The following is a 2391-nucleotide window of genomic DNA, read 5'->3' as shown; positions in this document are numbered from 1 at the left end:
CGACAATAGCAAGAGTGAACCACCTGATCCCTTCCCGAACTCAGAAGTGAAACCTCTTTGCGCTGATGGTAGTGTGGGGTTACCCATGTGAGAGTAAGTCATCGCCAGCTCATTATTCGAAACACCCTCAACTTAACAGTTGGGGGTGTTTTTTTGTGTGCATTGAAAATAATTAAGTTATTATTTAAATCTCAAGCTTTTCAAAAAATGATTGAGATATGCTCAAGTTTAGCTATTAAGATAGTTAGAATAGGACTAAGTGCTAGGTCTTTATTTAATAAATCCTGTGATAGCTTTCTTAGGTGTTACTGGCATGATTTAGATATTAGAATAGAAATTGTTAGAGTAATTGATAAAGATAACCGATTATTTGCTGAGAGCAGTTAGGTATCGTTCAGATATTCATTAGCGAGTGAGTCTTTTCATAACATTTGGTGATTTCAGCGTCGTGGATATTCGTTTTAGTCGTTGGCCTAAAGCAGGTGTGTGGCAGAGAGTCTTTGAAGTGCTGTCACATGACAGTGACAATGAATAGCCATGTTCGACTCCACCATTGTGCTCATCAACACAGCGCTGGGGAAGAAATCAGGCGATCGGACGGAGGAAAGATAACTTAAGCACCAAAATGCGTGCTCATAATGATGTCTTAGGCAATCCAATAAAATTTTATCTTACTGTTGCTGGGCAAGTTCATGATTTAAATAGTGCTGATATATTGCTGGACTTATTATTCAGTCAAACTTAGCCCATAGATAAACCCTAAAAGTCTAAAGATCGAATAATTGTTCCAATCCATAAAATTAATGTTTAAGGCGTGATACCCTCTAAAAATAACGCTATGAGTCAAGGTGATTATAAACCGATATTTTTATAAAGCACGGCATTTGATCGGGAACTTTTTTGCCAAGCTCAAACAGTATCGTGTTATTACCATACGCTATCATAAATTAGTTCAAAACTTTTTGTCAGCAATTTATCTTGCCTCAACAATAATTTAGCTTAATTGATGACGGACCATAGTTTCGTAAATATAAATAGGATAGAGCATTTAAAACCTAAATTTTAATTTTATATGCTGCAATATCAGTGCTAGCTTTTTTGGTTGCGTACAGTAGCTGACCGAGTAAAACTTCTTTGGAAGAAAGAATGACTATAAGCATTGGAAAATTAGGATGTTGAATAGATGCCATAACAGCCTTACCATTATCTGCATCTAGGGTTATGCTCTGGCATCCTATAAAATTAATTTCATTCATAAATGCATGAATCATAGCCAGAATTGAACTACTTACAGCCGCAAGTTTTCCATGATTTTGAACATCCTTTTTATGCACTGACGCAAGTTCAAAACCATCTGAAGAGCAGAGCATAACTAAATTGACTTCGGAAACATCCCTAAGAATAGCTTGTATATATTTTTGTGCAAACTGAATTAAATCCTGAGGTGCGGTACGTTTAGATAGTTCATGTAGTGACATATTAATTTAACTCGAAAAGAACTTCAGCTTGTGTGATTAATGCATCAACTAAAAGGAGAATATCTTCTTTATCGCGAGCATCAATTAAAAATAAAGGGTAATTTATATCTTGTTGGTCTAGCCATTCATGATAGATCGATGAGTTATATTGAGCTTTGCTATCTAAATGAGTAATGCCAATTATAATATTTGAAAGCTTGGCTTTATAATAAGTTAAATATTCATTTAGTTGTTCAATGGGGTTTTCTATAGTGTGATCAATGAGTAGAATCACACCTAGAGCGCCTTCCGTAATAATATCCCAAATAAAGTCAAAGCGTTCTTGTCCTGGTGTGCCATATAAGCCAACAATATTTCCATCTTCTAAAATGAGTTCACCATAATCGATCCCTACAGTTTTTTGTGCTTTTTTATGTGCATTTAAATCGGTATTAATGGCTTCCGTACTTAAAACGTCAATACTGGAAATGGTTTGAATCGCAGTACTTTTACCTGCCCCCATACTTCCAGCGAACACAAGTTTGTATCTTTGTAAAATCATGGATTAAACCTTAAAGCCCTAGCTTTTTTCTTAAACTATTAAAGAACCCACTTAGTCCATTATTTTTAGTTTTATTTTGTTGGGTTAACTTAAATGGGGACATATTTTCTGAAATAGGAATTAAATCTCCTGCTAAATCAGAAACACATAAAAAGAAATTAATATATTTATAACCAATTTTTAAAGAAGACTCTGCATAGCTGATATGGCTGCCCGAGCTAAATACAGTAGATAACTTAAATAAATAGATCTCTTGCGAAAGTTAATTTAAGAGCATCCAATTCACCATTCCAGCAATTAAATTCATTCTTAGACCAAATCGTTTCCGTCTATTTCTATAGCGTTCTGTTAATATCCGAAAATGTTTAAGTT

2 protein-coding genes, 1 rRNA gene and 1 pseudogene are annotated in these 2391 nt (G+C 34.5%); 1 reads left to right on the top strand and 3 read right to left on the bottom strand.

Translation table 11 applies throughout. The features are described from left to right. Positions 1–110: ribosomal RNA gene (gene rrf / locus FTU90_RS15820) — 5S ribosomal RNA — on the top strand; the annotation flags it as partial. Between the two features lie 945 nt (positions 111–1055). Here rrf and FTU90_RS15810 read toward each other — a convergent pair. The 3 genes and pseudogenes from FTU90_RS15810 to FTU90_RS15800 form a co-directional block, all read right to left on the bottom strand. Then, positions 1056–1478 (bottom strand): roadblock/LC7 domain-containing protein, encoded by a 423-nt coding sequence (locus FTU90_RS15810; RefSeq protein WP_180073104.1) that lies wholly within the window; start codon positions 1476–1478, stop codon positions 1056–1058. A gap of 1 nt (position 1479) precedes the next feature. Then, on the bottom strand, positions 1480–2019 hold the full coding sequence (locus FTU90_RS15805; protein WP_180073102.1) for an ATP/GTP-binding protein: 540 nt from the start codon (positions 2017–2019) through the stop codon (positions 1480–1482). A 262-nt stretch (positions 2020–2281) separates the two neighbouring features. Then, positions 2282–2391: pseudogene (locus FTU90_RS15800) on the bottom strand (IS5/IS1182 family transposase); the annotation flags it as partial.

This window comes from Acinetobacter sp. YH12200, assembly GCF_013418175.1.
In the GTDB taxonomy this organism is placed as follows: Bacteria; Pseudomonadota; Gammaproteobacteria; order Pseudomonadales; family Moraxellaceae; genus Acinetobacter; species Acinetobacter pseudolwoffii.
This window is presented reverse-complemented; position numbering and strand designations above follow the sequence as displayed.